Annotated in this window: 15 protein-coding genes; 8 read left to right on the top strand and 7 right to left on the bottom strand. The window is 56.0% G+C overall.

Annotation, left to right across the window (positions count from 1 at the left end):
• Nucleotides 1-166: 166 nt before the first annotated feature.
• The 4 genes from KR51_RS08995 (at nt 167) to KR51_RS08980 (ending at nt 6,623) form a co-directional block, all read left to right on the top strand.
• Nucleotides 167-526 carry a hypothetical protein gene (locus tag KR51_RS08995; protein ID WP_022606992.1) on the top strand — a complete coding sequence of 120 codons (360 nt, stop codon included), beginning with the start codon at nt 167-169 and terminating at the stop codon, nt 524-526.
• A gap of 2,276 nt (nt 527-2,802) precedes the next feature.
• Nucleotides 2,803-3,789 carry an RnfABCDGE type electron transport complex subunit D gene (locus KR51_RS08990; protein WP_022606990.1) on the top strand — a complete coding sequence of 329 codons (987 nt, stop codon included), beginning with the start codon at nt 2,803-2,805 and terminating at the stop codon, nt 3,787-3,789.
• Nucleotides 3,732-5,063, top strand: coding sequence for a DUF2330 domain-containing protein (locus KR51_RS08985; RefSeq protein WP_022606989.1), 1,332 nt, complete (start codon nt 3,732-3,734; stop codon nt 5,061-5,063). Before KR51_RS08990 ends, KR51_RS08985 begins: the two co-directional genes overlap by 58 nt.
• 225 nt (nt 5,064-5,288) lie before the next feature.
• Nucleotides 5,289-6,623 carry a DUF2330 domain-containing protein gene (locus tag KR51_RS08980; protein WP_022606988.1) on the top strand — a complete coding sequence of 445 codons (1,335 nt, stop codon included), beginning with the start codon at nt 5,289-5,291 and terminating at the stop codon, nt 6,621-6,623.
• 32 nt (nt 6,624-6,655) lie between these two features.
• Here KR51_RS08980 and KR51_RS08975 read toward each other — a convergent pair whose 3' ends face one another.
• Nucleotides 6,656-8,083, bottom strand: coding sequence for a serine/threonine protein kinase (locus tag KR51_RS08975; protein WP_198016739.1), 1,428 nt, complete (start codon nt 8,081-8,083; stop codon nt 6,656-6,658).
• Between the two features lie 56 nt (nt 8,084-8,139).
• Here KR51_RS08975 and KR51_RS19600 point away from each other — a divergent pair, with 56 nt between their 5' ends.
• Nucleotides 8,140-8,310 carry a hypothetical protein gene (locus tag KR51_RS19600; protein WP_156915052.1) on the top strand — a complete coding sequence of 57 codons (171 nt, stop codon included), beginning with the start codon at nt 8,140-8,142 and terminating at the stop codon, nt 8,308-8,310.
• A gap of 42 nt (nt 8,311-8,352) precedes the next feature.
• Here the strand turns inward: KR51_RS19600 and KR51_RS18720 are convergent, their stop codons facing one another.
• A complete protein-coding gene (locus KR51_RS18720) occupies nt 8,353-8,676 on the bottom strand; it encodes a type II toxin-antitoxin system HicA family toxin (RefSeq protein WP_022606986.1) in 324 nt (107 codons plus the stop codon).
• 361 nt (nt 8,677-9,037) lie between these two features.
• On the opposite strand from KR51_RS18720, the gene KR51_RS19595 reads away from it, so the two are divergent.
• Nucleotides 9,038-9,193, top strand: coding sequence for a hypothetical protein (locus tag KR51_RS19595; protein ID WP_156915051.1), 156 nt, complete (start codon nt 9,038-9,040; stop codon nt 9,191-9,193).
• 32 nt (nt 9,194-9,225) lie between these two features.
• Here KR51_RS19595 and KR51_RS08965 read toward each other — a convergent pair whose 3' ends face one another.
• Nucleotides 9,226-10,590 (bottom strand): serine/threonine protein kinase, encoded by a 1,365-nt coding sequence (locus tag KR51_RS08965; RefSeq protein WP_022606985.1) that lies wholly within the window; start codon nt 10,588-10,590, stop codon nt 9,226-9,228.
• 241 nt (nt 10,591-10,831) lie between these two features.
• On the opposite strand from KR51_RS08965, the gene KR51_RS08960 reads away from it, so the two are divergent.
• Nucleotides 10,832-12,202, top strand: a complete 1,371-nt coding sequence (locus tag KR51_RS08960; RefSeq protein ID WP_022606984.1) for a GTP-binding protein — start codon at nt 10,832-10,834, stop codon at nt 12,200-12,202.
• A gap of 172 nt (nt 12,203-12,374) precedes the next feature.
• Here KR51_RS08960 and KR51_RS08955 read toward each other — a convergent pair whose 3' ends face one another.
• From KR51_RS08955 to KR51_RS08940, 4 genes are all read right to left on the bottom strand, one after another.
• Nucleotides 12,375-13,016, bottom strand: a complete 642-nt coding sequence (locus tag KR51_RS08955) for a class I SAM-dependent methyltransferase (protein WP_022606983.1) — start codon at nt 13,014-13,016, stop codon at nt 12,375-12,377.
• Between the two features lie 804 nt (nt 13,017-13,820).
• On the bottom strand, nt 13,821-14,969 hold the full coding sequence (locus KR51_RS08950) for a CO2 hydration protein (RefSeq protein ID WP_022606982.1): 1,149 nt from the start codon (nt 14,967-14,969) through the stop codon (nt 13,821-13,823).
• 71 nt (nt 14,970-15,040) lie between these two features.
• Nucleotides 15,041-16,552, bottom strand: coding sequence for an NADH-quinone oxidoreductase subunit M (locus KR51_RS08945; protein WP_022606981.1), 1,512 nt, complete (start codon nt 16,550-16,552; stop codon nt 15,041-15,043).
• 109 nt (nt 16,553-16,661) lie between these two features.
• On the bottom strand, nt 16,662-18,515 hold the full coding sequence (locus tag KR51_RS08940) for an NAD(P)H-quinone oxidoreductase subunit F (protein WP_022606980.1): 1,854 nt from the start codon (nt 18,513-18,515) through the stop codon (nt 16,662-16,664).
• Between the two features lie 701 nt (nt 18,516-19,216).
• On the opposite strand from KR51_RS08940, the gene KR51_RS08935 reads away from it, so the two are divergent.
• Nucleotides 19,217-19,522 carry a carbon dioxide-concentrating mechanism protein CcmK gene (locus tag KR51_RS08935; RefSeq protein WP_022606978.1) on the top strand — a complete coding sequence of 102 codons (306 nt, stop codon included), beginning with the start codon at nt 19,217-19,219 and terminating at the stop codon, nt 19,520-19,522.
• Nucleotides 19,523-19,662: the final 140 nt, after the last annotated feature.

Here is a 19,662-nt window from a genome sequence, read left to right as displayed (position 1 = left end):
GTTCGTTAGTGTACGAGGGAGATTGGGACCCAAAGACAGGTCTGGGGAAGTGCTGCGAGGCGCTCTCCAGGCTCTGATATTTTATTGGCATGCGTAGAAATTTTCTACAATGGGAGTATGAGACATATTGCATTGCTTGTAGCTATCTGCTTGCAGGAGGTCAATCATGAGAACTCCAATGCGATGCCTAGGTATCGGCGTGCTAAGTCTCGTTGTAGTTTTTGTGTTCCCGAGTGCGGCGATCGGGCAAGTTGCATCGGCCGCGCCTGGGAGCAGCGAGGCAACTGCTGAATCCAGTCGCGGTATTTCTCCCAGCCAGCGTTTCTTCGATAGCGGGCGGTCGAACTTTGAGTCCGAGATTCGCGTATTACAGGAGAGTCAGCTGAGACTTGAGGACGACCCTTTGACCATTGACGATAGCGTCTATGCGGATCACTGGGTTCCCCCATTGGAGACTTCGGGATTTGAGTCCATCCCTCCTTTGGAACTGGAGCTTGACGTCGAGGTCGTCCCATCTGAGTTGTAGTATTGCGCGACGGGTGTGGTTGCCCCTCGGTCTTGTCCGCTGCACCGGACCGCTAGGTGCGGACTGGGGAATTTGCCGGTTTGAACGAACCGAGATTCAGGACATTCACCCTGGGATTGCGGCACAAATGAGTCGGCTGCCCGAGCTCGGTAAGCAACCCCGCAAAACACCCTGTCAGAGCGCGATCGGTTGGCTTGAAAAGGTTACCTCTAATACCGATAAGGGTAATTATCGGTATTAGAGATAGTAGAAGCCAGACAGGGTAGGGAGTTCGCCTGCTTCCGATTAGAGCGACGGGGATTTGGAGCTTCGTTCGTGTGCCGAGATTGCGCCCTCAACAGGTTGAGGGCGGTCTCTAGATAGGTCCTGCTGAAAAAGGCTGGAATGTTCGCAATGAAAGGATCTCAGCGTTTTCTTTGCCAGAAAAGTGCAAGGTTATAGGCACCAGAACCTCAAAACCCTTGCAATTGGGACGCGAATCCGAGGCAAAAAGCTGGGGCTAGATGGTAAATGCCTGATTCCATAAGCTCTCTGCCTCCTAAATTCGTTCTGTGGACTTTTTCAGCAGAACCTAGATACTGCTGCAAGGTTTCGAGAGGGCGCGGCCCGATCTCTACTGGACGATCCTCAGCGGAACGCCGCGATCGCTCATCAGCGTCTGCGCCGCGGCCCGAAACGATTGGGTTGAGACGCCTTCCAGTGATACTAGCTCTCGCCGCCTCCCGCAAAATCTTTGCACCGCGTGCAAGGCGGTCAGCGGGGTCGTGAACCAAGGTGGTGTCGGACAGTTTAGAGAAGGCAAAGACAACGATCGAGACTCGTCGCAATCAACTGTCCCCTCTGGACCGCCCCAAAACCCAAAACGAGGATGCATCAACAACGGCCGCAAGCGCTTTAAGTGCATTTGATGCAAGCATACTTTTGTCAGGACCTTCGACGCCCTAAATATTTCGACACCCTATATATTGCCGACTCCAAGTGACGCCCGAGTTCGAATACGCATCCTGAAGCATACGCTGAGGGCACCCGTTTGCTTGGCATCAGCCGCGGCAGTGAGAGCGCTGACGCCACTGTCGATAGCCTCATCCGCGCTACCAGCCAGAAGGCGCAACTCATCTACTCTCAGGAGGTTAGGGACTGAGCAGCGGGCAGATAGCTGCCGATGAAATGCGGTCCTCGATCGAAAAATGTAGAAGCGCTGCCGCTCCCATGATTGCGAACGATGCGACTGCTGGATTGGAATCACTCATACCAAAGGTGGCTGAGTGAAGGTGAGTGGGCGGGTCGGTAAGCACAACAACCTTTTCTGGCGAAGCTGGTGGCGAACCCGGGAGGTAAGACCGACTGTGCGTACTGGTGTACCGATGAGTGCGGTGGGTACGGGCAAGTGCTGAGGACACAGCAGCAGCTCCTGGTCGAGAAGAAGAGCCTACAGCGTTTCGAAGGACAAATGGCATCTTGAGAAGCAAGCAGAACGGTGGCACCGCTGACAGAAGAAGTTTGGCAAGATCTGGGAGGAGACAAAAGTGACGACGCAATCGATCGTCAGCGATTACAACTGGGTCTGGCGGCACAGACGATGGGGAAGCACCGCAGCACAATAAGCTGGACTCACGGACTGAGGCTGGACCTGGGAGGATGTCGCGACCTATCCCACACTTCTCAGAGTCACGACCGACCAGCTTTACATTTATATCGTTGCTTGCCATCGTGATTGAGTCCATATTTGATGTATTTTCGCATTTGTACTCAGAGCAAAGTTACATGTATCGACACGTTTTAGAACTACTTCCATCACTGTACAGCACTACAATAATTGCAACGGGAGCACCGATCCGAGTCTAGCGCAATGCAGCTAAAGGAGCGAAGGTTCTTTGATTTCTTGAGGTGAATACAGGAATCGATTCTAAGGAACTATACTCCGTTTCAACATGACTTGAATCGAGGACTAAAGCAAAACTGGAGTGGGAGAAAACATAAATTCAAGACCAATTTTGACAACGTAAACTTAAAGTGACAGTAAGTCCCTTTACGAGAAATATTATATCCCGGGGCAGGCTATCGCCATGTTCGAGTGCCCGGCACACCTCTTGCTTTGCTGGCAATTCCCATCCCAATGGATTAGGCAACTGCTTCCAGGTTCAGAAGCTCATTCTCGTTCTCGGTAACGATCGCGTTACGCAATTTGCAACGGCGGGCGCGATCGCTGCTAAGGCAGGCATACTGAGAGCCATCGCTCCGGAATCTAGGAGAGTCTCCGGACTGAGGAGAGTATCGTGTTTAAAGATCCATTCAAAGACGTCCGCGACGCTCAGATCGTTATTCTGAGCCTGTTCTTGTTTCTCGGTGTCGGTAACCGCGATTGGACTATTCGCCCGGATTTGGTAGTGGTTATTGTCATCAGCTGCCTTGTCACCCAGTGGCTTGCGGCCGTACTCTTACCGTGGTGTCGCGCGCTTCCGCGTACCTACGGACCCGATCTCGGGGCGCTAATGACGCTCCCATGGCGCAGTGCTGCCATCACATCGCTGGGGTTGTGCTTATTGCTGCGAACCAATCACGTTCCGACGGCAATCCTGGCAGCTTGCTTGGCGATCGCGAGTAAGTTTGCCTTCCGCAACCACGGCAAACATTTCTTTAACCCCGCTAATTTTGGCATCGTAGTTGCCCTGCTTCTAACCTCCGATGCTTGGGTTTCGCCCGGGCAATGGGGAACGGATTGGTGGTACGGGTTGTTGTTTGTTGGTGCGGCCGGTGTCGTACTCGGCAAGGTCGGGAGATGGGATACGTCGGTCGCGTTCCTCGGTACCTTTGCCGGGCTAGAACTCGCCCGCGCCCAGTGGCTCGGCTACGACTGGCACGTCTGGACGCACCAGCTTGGCAGCGGCAGTTTGTTGCTATTTGCGTTCTTTATGCTGACCGATCCGCGCTCGATTCCCGACGCGCGCGTCGGTCGGCTGGCTTGGGCAGCCAGCATCGCCGGCTTAACCTACGTGCTCCAGCATTGGTTCTTCGTGGCAGCGGCACCGTTTTGGGCGCTGTTCGCGATCGCGCCGCTGACGCCGATGTTCGACGAGTTCTGGCCGGCACCGCGCTTCCGCTGGTCTCAACTGTCATCCCCAACTCCGATCCAAGCACCGCTGTCGGAACTGACATTGTCAGACCCGAACAACACTCATTGCTCAGATAATCACCGAAAGGAATCATGGAACGCTTCACCCGCATCGTTCGCACGCTCGGGCTCGCGATCGCCATTGTCTTAGCGGTTGCCGCACCCGCTCGCGCATTCTGCGGTTTCTATGTATCGCAAGCAAATGCCGAGCTATACAACCAAGCCTCGCAAGTCATCATCGCGCGGGATGGCGATCGCACGATCCTGACGATGGCCAATGACTTCCAAGGCGACGTACAGGACTTCGCACTCGTCGTCCCCGTCCCCGTTTTGCTGACAGAAGATCAAGTGCGCGTCGGCGACCCGAAGATTATTCAGCGTCTGGATAGTTTTAGCGCTCCGCGTTTGGTCGAATACTTCGATGCAGATCCTTGCGCGCCGCCGCGACCCTATGCATTTTCGTCCCCTGCCCTGGAGGAGGCAGCCCGCACGATGTCACAAGCTGATGCGCAAGCGCGCAAACGGTATGGTGTCACGGTTGAAGAGCGCTTCACGGTGGGGGAGTACGACATTCTCATCCTCAGTGCCAAAGAATCGAACGGTCTCGAAGACTGGTTGCGCGCGAACGACTACAACATTCCCGCAGGCGCAAGCCGCTTGTTGCAACCGTACATTCGCCAAAACTTGAAGTTCTTCGTCGCAAAGGTCAATCTCGAAGAATACGCGACGAGCGAGTTTCAATCTTTACGCCCGTTGCAAATGGCCTTTGAGTCACCGCGCTTCATGTTGCCGATTCGGCTGGGAACCTTGAATGCCCAGGGTCTGCAAGATCTGCTCGTCTACTTACTGTCACCAACCGGACAGGTCGAACTGGCGAACTATCGCACGGTTAACGTGCCCAGCGATGTCGAGATCCCGGAGTTCGTCCAAGAGAAATTTGGCGACTTCTACACGTCGATGTTCGACAAAACCTACCAGCGCGAGAATCAGCGCGTTGCCTTCCGCGAATATGCCTGGAACATGGCTAATTGCGATCCCTGCTCGGCTCCGCAGTTAACGCCGGATGAGTTAAAGGCAGCTGGTGTTTTCTGGGCCGAACCGGGAATGGTTCCGAACGTATTCATCACGCGCTTGCACGTGCGGTATTCGATCGAAGACTTCCCCGAAGATCTGCGTTTTCAATCGACACCCAACCAGCAGTTTTTCCAGGGACGGTATATCATTCGCCATCCCTATCGCGGCGACACTAGCTGCGCGGCTGGGCGCGACTATCGGCAGCAAGTGCGCGATCGCCAAGAACGTGAAATGCAAACCCTGGCCCAACTCACTGGCTGGGATCCGACCGAGATCCGGCAACAAACCGATCTCATTGATGTAACTGCCGGGGGCGATTCCCAACCCTGGTGGCGGCGCATCTGGAATTAATGGCAAATTCTTCGTTCGGCTGTTCGGAACTGCTCGCTGACCCCGCTTGCAGGGGGATACAGGGCACCTGCCCAGATTGACTGGCGATCGCGTTCGGAATCTACACCCGACGCGATCGCACCACCCAAGGCAGCGTAGTTCGAGATGCGATCGCTCCGTTCGCCGGCCCCGGCAAGACTCTTGCCAGCGGTTTTCTCATCGCTCGGATGCTAACTGGAAGGAATCATGAAACGCTTTATCCGGATTGTGCGCGCGCTCGGATTCGCGATCGCGATCGCCCTATTGGTTGCCGCGCCCGCTCGGGCATTCTGCGGCTTCTACGTGTCGCAGGCGAATGCCGAACTATACAACCAGGCGTCGCAAGTCATCATCGCGCGGGATGGCGATCGCACGATCCTGACGATGGCCAATGACTATCAGGGCGACGTGCAGGATTTTGCTCTCGTCGTACCCGTGCCCGTGTTGTTAAAAGAGGACCAAGTCCGCGTGGGCGATCCGAAGATTATCCAGCGCTTGGATAGCTTTAGTGCCCCTCGCCTTGTTGAGTACTTCGACGCAAATCCTTGCGACCCAGTGGTCATACGCGAAGTTTCACCCTCCAACTTAAGAGCGGCGCCGTCGGATGTCAGCAACGATGCCGAAGGGCAGTTGGGCGATCGCTACGGCGTCACCGTCGAAGAACGCTTTTCATTAGGCGAGTACGACATTCTCATACTTAGCGCGAAAGAGTCGAACGGACTTGAAGACTGGCTGCGAGCGAACGACTACAACATCCCGGAGGGTGCGAGCCGGTTGTTGCAGCCGTACATTCGCCAAAATCTAAAATTCTTTGTCGCCAAGGTCAACCTCGAAGAATATGCTGAGAGCGAGTTTCAATCGTTGCGACCGCTATTAATGGCGTTCGAGTCGCCGCGGTTCATGTTGCCGATTCGCTTGGGTACGGTCAATGCTAAGGGTCCACAAGATCTGCTTGTATATTTACTGTCACCAACCGGACAAGTAGAGTTGGCGAACTACCGCACGGTAAACGTGCCCAGCGATGTTGAAATCCCGGAGTTCGTTCAAGGGAAATTTGGCGACTTCTACACGTCGATGTTCGACTTAGCCTATCAGCGCGAAAACCGTCGAGTTGCCTTCCGCGAATATGCCTGGAACATGGCAAACTGCGATCCCTGCTCGGCTCCCCAGTTAACGCCCGACGAGTTGCGGGCAGCGGGTGTTTTCTGGGCAGAACCGGGAACAGTTCCAAACTTATTCATCACTCGCCTGCACGTGCGATATACATTTGATGATTTCCCAGAGGATCTGCGCTTTCAGACGACGCCTAACCAGCAGTTCTTCCAGGGACGTTACGTCATCCGCCATCCCTTTCGCGGTAACATCAGCTGTGCGGCTGGACGTGAGTATCGTCGGCAACTCCGCGCTCGCCAACTGCGCGAAATGCAAACCCTGGCGCAACTCACTGGCTGGAATTTGCCCGAGCTCCGCCAACAACCCGAATTTATTGATACACCTACCGAGAGCGATTCCCCACCCTGGTGGCGGCGTGTCTGGAATTAGTCGGGGTGATTATATCAGAAGTGACCGGCCCGCTAGGGACTGGGAGGCGATCGCAACCAGTCCTGAATTTCCTGCACCAGCCAGGCACATTCTTCTTCACCGAGTGCGCCTCCGAGACTGATGTTGCCGTCCCGCGATCGCAGGTAGACATCAAAGGCACTGCCCTGCTGGCGCATAACTACACCGAGGATGCTGTCGAATGCGAGCTCGCGTTTGCGATCGAAAATCGGCAGGGTGAAATGACGCAGCCTCAGACGTGCGCGATCGGCAACGATCTGCGTGCGCTCGCCGAAATACTCCAAAAGCTTCCACAACCCCAACACCCATGCGGCTGCAAGCGGTAAGGTCAGTGGTGAAAACAGCCCCAGAACAAGAATCGAAACCCCAGCGAGAAACATCAGCAGCCACGCACCCAACACCAAATTCAGGCAGCCGCGGACAATCCCTAATTGCATCACCTTGCGCAATCCGGGAGCGGGAATGTAAACCTTGAGACGATCGCGAGTCTGCCGACAGTCAATCCGGCTGTAGGGCGGTGCTGGCAAGCGATCGCGTTGCGAGGCGGTCAGGGGCAAATCCGTCGCGCCCGTCTGCAGCGTAGCGAGGGCATCGCGAGCGTTCGCATAGCGATTGTCGGGCTCGACCTCGGTTACCGTCTCCAGCCAGAGCGCGAAGCTCGGCTCCACTTCGAGGCGATCGCGAAACCGAATCCGCGTCCCGTTTGCGGTCAGATCGATGGGCGGCACGCCCGTCAACAAGTGGATCAGCGTTGCACCGAGCGCGTAGAGATCCGATGCAGGTAATGCCCGTCCCCAGAATTGCTCCAGCGGTGCATAGCCGCCCGTACCCACGACCGTAAAGGTGAGACCGGTGACGGCGGCCTGGGCCTGCACTGCCCCGAAATCTACGAGGTAGACGCGATCGTCATCGCCCCAAATCAGGTTGCTGGGCTTGAGGTCCCGATGGAGAACGGGCGGACTTAGTTGGTGTAAGTAAATTAAAATTCGCAGTACATCCGTGGCAATTTGCTTGACTTGCCACGGTTTGAAGCGCTTGCCAGCATCGAGCATAGCCTGCAGGGAAGCACCGGGAATGTAGCTTTGCACTAACCCAAACCAGGTCAGTCCGCCGCTAACCTCAGCGTCGAGGGCAAAATAATCGAGGTAGGACGGGATGCGCGGGTGGTCGAGGGCGCGCAGGACTTCCCCTTCACGCTCGAACAAGCGTAGTTCTTCCCACTGCAGATGCGGTCCAAATGCCAACAACTTGAGCACTACCAACTCGCCAGCCTGTAGGTCGGCAGTCAACCAGGTTTGGCGGCCGGCACCCGTTTGCCCGAGTCGGGTTCGCAGTTGGTAACGCTCTTGCAATACCTGGTTTTCCCTCAGCATGGCACGCATCACCTCTTTGGTCTCTAGACCTTTCCCAGTATTCGCCATGCCCTCAGCGGATGACAACATTCGCCGCACGTTCGTCCCAACGCTAGCAGGGGCCCGATGCAGAGACCGAGCGCGCCATGACTCGCGGCGATCGCCCCGCCGACGAAGATCTCCCCTGCCGCCCAGTGACTCGAGTGTGGGGCTACCCAGACCCCTTGTCCGTAGCGGAACTAGGTTGCGATCGCGGAGAGCTGGATGTAGCAACCGAGTGGACTAACGAGGATGCCTCCCAAAAGAACGATCCCTAAAACAATCCAGACCTTAGCTGAGAAGTAAGGGTAAGAGCCAAACTAACGTCCATAAGGCAAGCTGATTTGGGAGCAGAAGATTGAGATGGCTGAGTAGTGCTCGTCGGCTTCGGTAAGCAATGCAGAGAAGCTACGACCTCGAACCCGCTTGGTACAGGGCAGCCGGATAAATTCTTGATCAGTAACACCCAACTGCTTCAGAGTCTCTTGGAATAGCCAACTCCCGATTTCAGCCTTGCCATGAATTGGGACCGTCGACGCTCTTCCATCGAGTTGCTGCCATCTCGCGTGACTGCCTTTCTGGCGAACTTTTTTGAAACCAAACTTTCGATCGACTCGTTCGATTTCACTAGCTTTAGCCGGCATGAATTGCCATTAACTCAGCATCTTTCGACAACCTCGATTAGCCTATAAATACTCGTCTCGAATCATCTTAAATACGTTTGAGAGTTCGGCTTGGGCTTCCTCTAAGGTCTACCCCCATTCCTGACAACCAGCGATCGCCGGGACATAAGCAACGAAAGTTCCGTTGACATCAGGGCGCAGCACGATAGTGTAGTCTTTAAGCGATCGCATAGAACTACGCGAAAATGCCTATACTCTCAAGCTAGCATATGCCCTCGGTACATCAAATACTAACTGTGACGTTTACTTGGGGATAACCAGATATTAAAGCGAATCTCGGTGTCTTGGAGCCGACTGCGACAGGAGTAGAAAGTCAAAAGTATTGAGCGGAAATCGTCGGCAAGTTCGAGAGCGCCAAGAACGCAAAATGCAAAACCTGACCTACCTCACTGGCTTAGATCTGAAAGAGATCCTACAACAAACCGATCTCACTGCAGAGGGCGATTACCAAAAATGCTGGCAGCGTATCTGGAATTAGTCGTAATCGTTTTATCAGTAGTGAACGATCTGCTAGGGACTGGAAGGCGATCGCAACCATTCCTGAATTTTCTGCACCAGCCAGACACTTTCTTCTTCGTCGAGTGCGACTCCGAGACCGATATTGCCGTCACGACATCGCAAACAGACATCAAAGGTACCGCCCTGCTGGCGCATAACTACCTCTAGGATGCTGTCGAGTGCTAGCTCGCGTTTGCGAGCGAAAATCGGGAGTATGAAATGGCGCAGGTGCAGTCGCGAGCGATCGGCTACAATCTGCGTGCGCTCGCAGAAATACTCCAGCAGCTTCCACAACCCCCACACCCATATGACTGTAAACGGTACGGCAAATGACGCAAACGGCACTGATGCGGGAATATAAATTAAAATCACCACCATCAGCCACGCAACAAATGTCAAAGCTATGCCGCCAGGTATAGTTCCCACTCGCATTAACCTGTGCAATCCGGGTGAGGGAATGCACACCTCCAAACGGTCGCGCGTCTGCCGGCAGACGATCGGGCTGTAGGACGGGGCTGGCAGGGGATCGTGGTGCGAGGCGGTCAGGGGGGAATCCGTCGCGCAGGATTGCAGCGCCTCAAGGGCATCGCGAGCTTTAGCATAGCGATTGTCATTCTCGACCTCGGTTGCCGTCTCCAGCCAGAGCGCGAAGCGCGGCTCCACTTCGAGGCGATCGCGAAATCGAATCCGCGTCCCGTTTGCGGTCAGGTCGATGGGCGGCACGCCCGTCAACAAATGAATTAGCGTTGCACCGAGCGCGTAGAGATCCGATGCAGGTAGTGCCCGTTCCCAGAATTGCTCCAGCGGTGCATAGCCGCCCGTGCCCACGACCGTAAAGGTGACCCCGGTGACCGCGGCCTTGGCTTGCACCGCTCCGAAATCTACAAGGTAGACGCGATCGTCCTCGCCCCAAATCAGGTTGCTGGGCTTGATGTCGCGATGGAGAACCGGTGGACAGAGTTCGTGTAAGTAAATTAAAATCCGCAGCACATCCGTGGCAATTTGCTTGACTTGCCAGGGTAGGAAGTGCTTGCCGGCATCGAGCATGTTCTGTAGCGAGGCACCGGGTATGTAGCTTTGCACCAACCCAAACCAGGTCAGTCCGCCGCTAACCTCAGCGTCGAGGGCAAAATAATCGCGGTAGGACGGGATGCGCGGGTGGTCCAGGGCGCGCAGGACCTCCGCTTCGCGCTCGAACAAGCGCAGTTCTTCCCACTGCAGATGCGGTCCAAATGCCAACAACTTGAGCACCACCAACTCGCGAGCCTGTAAGTCGGCAGTCAACCAGGTTTGGCGGCCGGCACCCGTTTGCCCGAGTCGGGTTCGCAGTTGGTAACGCTCTTGCAATACCTGGTTTTCCTGCAGCATGGCACGCATCGCCCCTTTAGTCTCTCGACCTATCCCAGTATTCGCTATGCCCTCAGCGGATGACAACTGCCAGGAACTGTGTGCCCGACCCCAAAGCACTTGCCTGACAGCGCAACGGAGATCGACACAACCAACTGTCTCGGGTTCCATCGCTCGAGATCGCAGCTTGACATCGGGTTTGCTTTACAGGGTTGCACTCGCAGATTTGCAATCATAGAAACGAAGTTCGATCCGGTCAGGACGCACGACTTTGACTCAATCCGCTTCGCACCGTCAGGAATCGCACGTCAATCAAGCGCGGGCTAGCTTGCAACAAGCGCTGTCTTGGTACGGCAAAGTTTACCGACACGGTCCCTATCCACCTGATGCCACCCTGCAAGCGGCCGTGCGCGATCGCCTGCGCACGATCGAGTCTGCCAGCGAGAAGCTCGACGACAAGACCGTCCGCATTGCAACGTTTGGGTTAGTCAGTCGCGGCAAATCGGCGGTCATCAATGCCTTGCTCGGGCAGAAGGTAATGCACACCGGACCCCTTCACGGCGTAACCCGCTGGCCGCAGTCGGCAAGGTGGACGCCTCCCAGCGGCAAAGTCATCGTGGAGTTTATCGACACCCCCGGGCTCGACGAGATCGCCGGTCAGGAACGCGCGCAGATGGCGCGAGAGGTGGCCGCGCAGTCGGATTTGATCTTGTTCGTGGTTGCGGGCGACATTACCCGCACGGAATACCAAGCATTGTGCGAGTTGCGCGCGGCACAGAAGCCATTGCTGATCGTGTTCAACAAGGTCGACCTGTATCCAGATGCCGATCGCGAGCGAATTTACCAACAACTGCAGCAGCTCGGTGCGGGTGAAAGCGGTCGCCGCTTGCAGCAGGTGCTGTCTGCCGACGAAATCGTTACGGTTGCGGCAGCACCCGCGCCAATGCACGTCCGCGTCGAGCGACCGGACGCACCCGACAGCCATGAATGGGAAACGCCGCCGCCGCAAATCGATGCGCTCCGCGCCAAAATCCTCGATATTCTCAATCGCGAGGGGCGATCGCTACTGGCCTTAAATGCCCTGTTTCAGGCCCGAGAGGCCGAGGTCGCGATCGCTCAAACGACCCTGCAGATGCGGCGCGAGCTTGCCGAAGCTCTGATCTGGCGCTACGCGCGCAATAAGTCCATCGCCGTGGGGATAAATCCCATTGCCGTGCTCGACGCCATCGGCGGCGCGATCGCGGATTTGGCGCTGATTCGAGCGCTGGCACGGTTGTACGGATTGCCAATGACAAGCCACGAGGCCGGCAAACTCTGGCGCACGATTCTGTTTAGCTCCGGTGGCCTGCTGCTCGGAGAATTGGTCAGCAGCGTGCTGTTGGGGTTTGGGAAGAGCGCGTCGGCAGTGGTGGGCTGGGACGGCTCGGGATTGGCGGCGTTTGGCGGTACGGCGTTGCTGCAGGCAGGGATTGCCGGGTACGGAGCTTACGCGATCGGCCGGGCAGCGCAGGATTATCTCGAGCGGGGTTGTAGTTGGGGTCCGCTGGGTCCGAGCACGACCATCCGCGACATCCTCGAACAGGTGGAGCCAAACGCGATCGTTTATCGCCTGCGGCAGGAACTCGGGCAACAGCTTGCATAGCGATACCTCGGGCTGGTCTGCGCCATAAGGTTGCTTGAGGAAGCCAGAAGATTTCGGAGAGGTCAGGATCGCAAATCGCCGGTTTCTACGAGCGATCGCCTACTCAGAAAACGCGTTCTACGCAGCTCCGGTACAGCAAACAGTTCCATCCGCGATCGAAGCAAACCGATGGCTAAAATGTGATACTGGATTGCTTGCGTGCAGTTGCGGTCATCAATCCCCAGAGCCACGTAACCTTGTATTTTTCGAGCTGGATTTGACTGGCTCTTGCGGCTTCGAGCAAGGCTCGGCATTGCGACAGACCATACATCCGAAAGTGCGAAGGATCGAACCAGCGCAGGTAGATGTCGCACAGCTTGCAAGTAATGAAGTCATCGCACCAGTCAGTGATAACTAACGTTCCATTGGGGCGAAGAACGCGCAGCATTTCATCGAGCGCGATGCTTGGCTGCCGAATGTAGTGGAACATGTTGCAAGATACAACTGTGTCGAAAGAATCATCATTAAAAGGCAAGCTTTCAGCCCAGCACTGTTGAAGTTTGACTCGAGTTGGCAAGCGCGATCGTGCCAATTCAAGCATTTCCAAGGATGCATCGACACCGATGACGTCGGAACGAGGAAACTCGTCGAGAAGGCGTAAGATGAGCGTGCCAGTCCCACAGCCGACATCGAGTACGGCACCGGGTAGTGGTGGAATGCGCTCTATTGTTGCGTCAGTTGTGGCCCGAATGTAGGAAGACCATCGAGAATCGTATTCGCGTGCCAGTTTCGCGTATTGTTGAATGACCGCATTGCGATCGCGGTTAAAGCTCATGGTCGAAGGTCATGAAGAATTCTTTCCACGAACAGCCTTTCTCATATCTACCCGGCAAGCCTGAAAGATCGATCCTTGGTAGCAGAAATATTGAATATAGCAACAAACTTTACGGTCTTAGATCCTGTTAGAAAAGTCGATTTGCGCGAAATCGGGTACAGGTCTCGCGGCAAGAAAATAGGATTTTCGAGGCTTTTCTATTGGTCGCTCTGGATAGTCTGATACTTGATTAGACCCTTTTTAACAGGCTCTTAGGCATACAGCCCTTACCAAGCTAGTGAGTTACCCATGTTTTTTATATTGGCTGAATGGCAAGGGTTCGAGAAGTGCGAGCGTACCTCACAAGACCGAAAGATGCCGTACCACTCCCATTTGCCTCTCTGACATCCTACTCCTCGGGACTCTCTCAAGCTAGTGCTCTGACAAGAGGAGTTTTAGGGTAGAGAGTCTTCAGTTTCGGCGCACATCGTCCACTTGGAACTGCCAATCTATCCCTCGCTGGCTCTCGTTCCTCATTTCCGCCCATGCTTGCGATTCCGCTCTCAGTTCCTCGGTTGACTCTCAGCGAAACTGCCATCTCTAACGCCCAATCTCCCTAGTCTGCTGCGGACGCGACCTGAGCTGGTCAAAAGTGTCGCTCTCGGCAGCACTGAGACAGACGATACATTTCGTGGGAACGGCAGTTGTTCCAGCAGCGCAGGTTGAGCAGTCCCCGCTTCCCTAATCTTTCCTTTTGACAGAGCACCAGACCCACGGAACGACTTCGCTGCAGTTCGGGTGGCGAGATCGGGAAGGGGGTCGAATTCAAGATGGCGCGGGACAGCCGGCATTGGCAAAGGCAATGCGCGTAGGGGCGATCTTATCCATCCACCCTTCGAGATACTGTCGATTGGCACGTTGCTGCTCGGGGTCGGTCGTCTCGAGTGGATGCGGTGCGAGTCCGCGAATGGCCGCGGTCGTTACACAAAACATGGATTTCTGAAAGCTGCGGCAAATCTTCACTAGCAGATCGCCTTCGCCGCGCAGCGTCTTCCGGTAAAGCTCGTGTAGGTAATCCGGCACGTAGTGGCGCATGTCCTGCATCAACAACGTCGGCGGGACTCCAGCCGTGCGCGTCGGCAGTGGATCGGCATTCAGGGCGCCGTAGGCAAAGGCAGCTTGCTCCGACGGAATCTGTCCTGCTTGCGCGTTGTACGACACCGTTCCCAGGAACGGCGTCCCCCTGAAGAAAATTGCCTCGACGTAAGGAATCGCCGTATCCGGCAAGAACGTCAGCCCCGCCGACCTCGGCAGCAGGTCGAAGGTCTCGCCCCGCACCGTAACGCTATAAACGATCGGACGTGCCGCATCCGCTACTAATCCGTCTTGGATGTGCTGCACTACTTCGGCGAGCGATCGCACTTCGCCGCGGTCGTAGCGATCGCTCAACGACGTGAAGATATCGCTCATCACCCGCCAGAACTGTCCCAGCCCGCTCAGGTATGCCATATAACGCATGTGCTCGACGGTAAAGTCGCCAAACACTCGATGGACTAAGCGGATGGCGGGATTGAACTTAAATTTTTTCCGGACTAGCCGATCGACCGTCGCGCGAAAGTCCGGCGTGTCCAAGTAATCATCCAGCCCGCCGCCGCCGTGCCACATCATGCCGCGTGCCGTGTACTCGGCATATTCGTAGTTGATGCGATCGCCCCACCAGTGACGCAGCAGCTTTGCCAGCGTGATTTCGCCGTTGCAGTACTTAAAGAAGTCGAAGAAGACTAAGAATTGATAGTCTCCCATGTAAATCAAATTCTTAGAGTAAGCATCTAGCACAATACCGTAGCTTGCCAAGATGCCGACAACTTCGAGGAGGTGATCCGGTGAGTCCTTCAACAGTGCCTCACCGGCTTCAAGCCGATAGATATCCTCGGCAAGCGGGTGGTGGGATGGTGAAAGGGGAGTCGCAACCATAACTGCGATTAAGCCTCGTAGACATCTCTAATCTCTAATCTCTCGCGGACCGAACGCTAGCAAATCGCGCGCTAATTTGCCACGGGACCGGCAGTGGCGGCCGACAGCGAGGGCGAAGCCTGCACTGCAGCTACCGGACGATACAGCACAGCTGTCTGGCTTTCACTCCAGCGTAACAACCAATTCGGCTGAATCCCGAGGACGACAATTGCCACCGCCAGCGCGATCGCCGGCACGCGATCGGACCACGGGACCGGCGGTAGTTCGGCAAACTGCTCTGGCAGGCGTCCGAAGAACACCCGATTGATCATTAACAAGAAGTACACGGCTGTTAGACCGGTTCCCACCATACACAGCAGGGTCGCCACGGGGAACGCCGAGAAACTGCTGCGAAACACCAAAAACTCCGCAACAAAGCCAACCATGCCCGGAATCCCCGCACTGGCCATCGCCCCGACGATCGTCAGGCTGCCCACAATGGGCAGACCGCACTCGGGATTGAGCAATCCGCGCAATACATTTACATCGCGCGTGCCGGTTTTCTTGCCGACAACCCCGACCGCCAAAAACAGCAGTGCTGAAATTAATCCGTGACTGACCATCTGCGCGACGGCCGCCGTCAAGCTCAGAGGCGTTGCTGCTGCTGCTGCCAACATGATGTAAGCCATATGCGCGATCGACGAATAGGCAACGACGCGCTTCATGTCTTGTTGCGAAATGGCTGCTAGCGCCCCGAATAGCGCGCTTACAGCTGCCCAAATTGCCAATCCCGGCGCAAGTGTGGCCCAAGCGTCCGGAAACAGCCCTACGCCAAAGCGTAACAGCCCGTAGGTGCCCAATTTAAGCAGCACGCCTGCCAACAACACCGACACCGGTGTGGAGGCCTCTACGTGGGCGTCCGGCAGCCAAGTGTGGAGGGGGAACAATGGAATCTTGATTCCAAATCCGATCAGCAACACCACCAGTAAAGCGATCTGAATCCCCAGCGGCAGCCCGACCGATCGCGCGACTTCGTAATCGAAGCTTTGCGCCCCAGAAAACCACACCAGCCCCAAAAACGACGCCAAGATCAGGACGCCTGAGAGGGCCGTGTACATCAAAAACTTCGTGGCAGCATAGGCGCGCCGCACGCCGCCCCAGATGGCAATTAGTAAGTACAGCGGCAGCAGTTCGACTTCATAAAACAGGAAGAACAAAAGCAGATCCATCGCCAGAAACGCGCCCACCGTGCCCGCTGCTAGCAACAACACCAATGAGTAGAAGAAGCGCGGTCGTTCGATCGCGCGATTGGTGCTGTAAATAGCCACCACCGTCAGCAGACTATTCAAAAACACCAGCGGCAACGATAACCCGTCCAGGGCAAGGTGATAGCTCAACCCCAAGTTCGACAGCCACGGTACGGATTCTTCGAAGCTCGAACCTACCTGCGTAGGATCGACCTGCACCGCCAACACCAGCGTCCATCCGAACAATGCAACCGCGACCGCCAGCGCCAGCGACCGACCGCGACCGACCAGCGACTCAGGCAAAAAAGCTACGAGCACTGCACCGACTACCGGACCCCAAACCAAAACACTGAGCATTGTTTCCCTTGCGCGATCGCCCTCCGAGCGTTTGCGTTCCTGCTGGTTCCGAACACACCTCGAGACAGCGCGCTGCCGCAGCAGTTGCGCCGTACTCCAAAGCAGCTTGCTAAAACTGCCAGTTCATCAAAAGCGCGAATAGTAACGCCCCACCGACGAAAATCGTCAGCAAGTAGAACTGTAGCTGTCCCGACGCGCTGTATTTCAGACCCTGACCGCTTAGCACCGCACTCAAGCCCACTAAATTTACCAAGCCGTCCACGATATAGCGATCGAGCCAGTCGGCAAGCCGTGAGAATCCGCCCACCAGCTGCACTACCGTCGCGCGGTAAACCCGATCGATGTAGAAGTCATAAGCGAGCAAGTCCTGAATGAAACGGGATGACGCTCGCACCGGTCGCGACCACGTGCGCGGGAGAACGACGACGGCACCCAGCGCCACCCCGAGTATCCCCGAAAGCACCAACAGCAACACGTCGCTCCGTGCGAGCACCTCACCAGCTGTTGCCAGCGATCCCGTGTCCTGAAACCACGGCTGCCAACGCTGCGGTACGAGGGGGGCGAGCAACGCCACAAACGTTAGCGTTACCATCGGCAGTGCCATCGGCCAGGGAGCTTCCGGCGCGCGGCGCGTTTTGGGATGCGGAGTCCCCAAAAACACCAAGCGGAATACTCTGGTTAGGTTTACCGCACTGAGCCCGTTGACGGCTAGCAACAGCACTAACAGCAATGGCGAATCGAACTCGTGCAGCCACTGACCCATCACCCAAAAATTCCCCAACGGCAGCAGCATCACGAGTCCCGAAGAACCGACAACAAATGCCGAGGTCGTTGCCGGCATCCGCGACCACAAACCGCCCATCTCGGTAATGTTTTGATTGTTGCTGCTCAAAATGACCGACCCAGCACTCATGTATAACAGCGCCTTGGCGATCGCGTGAATCAGCAACAACAGCAGCGCGATATCCAGCTGCCCGGCCCCGACCGCAACGAACACCAATCCCAGATACGCGCTCGTGGAGTGGCTGAGCGTGCGCTTGAGATCGATCTGGGCAATCGCTACCAGCGATGCCCCCACAGCTGTCAGCGCGCCAATTGCGATCAGTGAGTCGCTCACGACTGGCGACAGCGCAAAGATCGGTCGCAGCTGGATCAGCACATAAGCACCGGCCGTTACTACGACCGAGTTCCGCATCAGCGACGCGGGATTCGGCGCTTCCATTGCCTCATCCAACCAAAGGTTTAACGGGAACTGCGCGCATTTAGCCACGGGAGCGGCAATCAGCGCCAGTCCGAGCAGCGCCGCGAACATTGGCGGTAACTCCGCACGTGGGGCCCACGTGTCAATCTCCGAAAATGTCAGCCCCACTCCATAGCTCGAGAGCGCCACCAAACCCATTAACAGAAAAATATCGCCGACGCGCTTGGTTAAAAACGCATCTCGTGCAGCTGTCACGACCAGTGGCTGGGCATACCAGAAACCGACCAAGAGATAGGTAGAAAGCGTCAGGAGCTCCAGCAAGCCATAGCTGAGCAGCAGCGAATCGCTCAGAGCAATACCCGATAGTGCTGCCTCAAAAAAGCCCATCATGCCGAAGAAGCGAGCCAGAGACCAATCTTTCTCCATGTAGCCGAGCGCGTAGATCAGGGTCACCAGCGTGATGCCCGTGATCAGCCCTAGTGCGCCCAAGCTGACTGGCGAAACCCTGATCGCTAGGGTGAGCTTGAAATCAGCGGCGTGCAACCACGGCACCACAATCTCGCGTGGCTCGCCGCCCCAGCTAGCCGTGAATGCAAGGGCACCGTGAATGAAGGCAGCCGCCGAAGTTAATAAGTTGAAATACGCAGCTGGGCGCGGTCCGGTACGCTGCACCAATCCCATCGACCACGGCAAAGTCAGCACCGCCCCCAACAAGCCATAAAAGGGAACGATCCAGATATATCGCACTAGAAAATCGAGCATTTAATTTGCCTTGTATTGGGATCTAGTTAAGTTTTGTAAACTAATTGCCGATCCCGAACGATTGCCGTTTAAGTCAGCCGAGAAAAAGCTCGCTACGCGGGCCGGCTGCTTGCGATCTCCATCGCAGAACAGATTGTAACCGCCAGAGAACCCGAGCGCCTCGCTGCTGGTAAGCCCGCTTCAGCCAAGCGATCCCCGCAGCTGTCGCGATCGCTACTCATAGGAAGGACGCCGGTGCACGATCTTGGCTGGATTGGGATCCATAGGCTACGCCAGCTGTGCCAGCAAACTGGTGCTGAAGAAATTATAAAACAGCCGTAACTCCCTCTAAATGGGGGCAGCAACTGGTACCTATAGAGTGGCACGAACGCGGGCGCTCGCCAACAGTTAAACTTTCCTAAACAGTCGAATTTAAAATAATAATGATCTCTTATATTGTCAAAGGGAGCATCCTTTACTATGCTTTTCTTGGTACGAGAAATTCGCTCCCACAAGCCCATGTGCACTCGCGAGTTTGTAGCTCGCTAACGCAATTTTCTGCGGCGGGGCGGCGGCACTCGGATCTTTGTCGGTCAGTCGATTCGGGCTATTGCGTTTGGTCGGTTGTTGGCAGTGAAGCGAGCGCGTCGGGTGCGTTTTTGCCCGTACGAAATTCACGAAATCAGTAGTGAGCTTGGGCTCTAACGGAGAGGAAGGCAAAAATGCCTATTGCGGTAGGAATGATCGAAACGCGCGGTTTCCCCTCTGTGGTAGAAGCAGCGGATGCGATGGTGAAAGCCGCGCGCGTCACCCTCGTAGGCTACGAAAAGATTGGCACGGGACGCGTCACGGTTATCGTGCGCGGCGATGTTTCAGAGGTGCAGGCGTCCGTCAGTGCGGGCATCGAGGCTGCCAAGCGCGTCAATGGCGGTGAAGTGCTTTCAACGCACATCATTGCTCGCCCCCACGAGAACTTGGAATTCGTTTTACCCATTCGCTACACCGAAGCAGTCGAGCAGTTCCGATAGTTCCAGCAGCCGCGCCGCCTACTGCGGATGGCGGTCGGGCACGTCTTCCAGTTCCTCCCGTCTGGCTCCGCTCCTCAATTCGAGGGCGGTCCCGACGCTCCGGTAGGGAATTGGACTCAGATCGAGATCGCGTCCGCACC

It is taken from the genome of Rubidibacter lacunae KORDI 51-2, from assembly GCF_000473895.1.
Lineage (GTDB): Bacteria > Cyanobacteriota > Cyanobacteriia > Cyanobacteriales > Rubidibacteraceae > Rubidibacter > Rubidibacter lacunae.
The sequence above is the reverse complement of the archived record's forward strand: the minus strand, read 5'-3'. Positions and strand labels throughout refer to the sequence as shown.